Below are 1,214 nucleotides of genomic sequence, written 5' to 3' on the forward strand. Positions count from 1 at the left end.
GCAATGCAGTTCGCCCCGCGCCAGCGCGGGCTTGATCAGGTTCGCGGCATCCATCGCGCCGTCGGTCTTGCCGGCGCCGACCAGCACGTGCATCTCGTCGATGAACAGGATGATCTCGCCCGCGGCGGCCTCGATTTCCTTCAGGATCGCCTTCAGCCGTTCCTCGAATTCGCCGCGATATTTCGCCCCGGCGATCAGCGCGCCCATGTCCAGCGCCATCAGCTTCTTGTCGCGCAGGCTTTCGGGCACGTCGCCGTCGATGATGCGCAGCGCCAGACCTTCCGCGATGGCGGTCTTGCCGACGCCGGGTTCGCCGATCAACACCGGATTGTTCTTGGTGCGGCGCGACAGAACCTGCATCGCGCGCCGAATTTCCTCGTCCCGGCCGATGATCGGGTCGATCTTGCCGTCGCGCGCGGCCTGGGTCAGATCGCGGGCGTATTTCTCCAACGCCTCATAGCTGTCTTCGGCGCTGGCACTGTCGGCCGTGCGCCCCTTGCGGATGTCGTTGATCGCTGCGTTGAGGTTCTGCGCCTTGACCGATCCGGCCTCCAGCGCGTCCTTGGCGTTGGTGTTCACCATCGCCAGCGCCATCAGGATCCGTTCGGCGGGCACGAAGCTGTCACCCGCCTTCTTGGCGACCTTTTCGGCCTCGTCCAGCACGCGCACCATCGAGGGATCGACATAGACCTGGCTGTTGCCGCCCGAGACCTTGGGCAGCTTCGCGACGGCCTGATCGACGGCCTGCTGCACGCGCTTGGCATCGCCGCCCGACCGGGTGATCAGGTTGGACGCCAGACCCTGATCGTCATCCATCAACGCCTTCAGAAGATGTTCGGGGACGACCCGCTGGTTTTCCTCGCGGATCGCGATGGTCTGGGCGGCTTGCAGGAAGCCGCGCGACCGTTCCGTGAACTTTTCCATGTTCATCGGCAATTCTCCTTTTTCATCAGCCCCCGCGTCGCGGACGCCCTGTCGCGGCGCGTCCCGGTCCGGGTCATGGCTTGGGAAATGGGCACCGGCTTTCGTGCTTTCAAGCCGCGAGAAACCGTGTATAAGGCGGCCGTTTGCGAAAAATCGGGGGCGATGATGGACGACCGGCTGATCGTGGCGCTGGATGTGCCGAACGCGGTGGCGGGACTGGATCTGGCACAGAAGCTTGGCGATTCGGTCGGCTTCTACAAGATCGGGCTGGGGATGCTGACCGGCGGCGG

General features: G+C 64.7%; 1 protein-coding gene. It reads right to left on the reverse strand.

The window, feature by feature from the left end; translation table 11 throughout:
- Positions 1–930: Clp protease N-terminal domain-containing protein (locus tag B4A72_RS04455; protein ID WP_292978146.1), on the reverse strand; the 930-nt coding region annotated here is incomplete at its 3' end.
- Between the last annotated feature and the right edge of the window lie 284 nt (positions 931–1,214).

This window comes from Paracoccus sp. UBA5162, from assembly GCF_002413585.1.
Classification (GTDB): Bacteria; Pseudomonadota; Alphaproteobacteria; order Rhodobacterales; family Rhodobacteraceae; genus Paracoccus.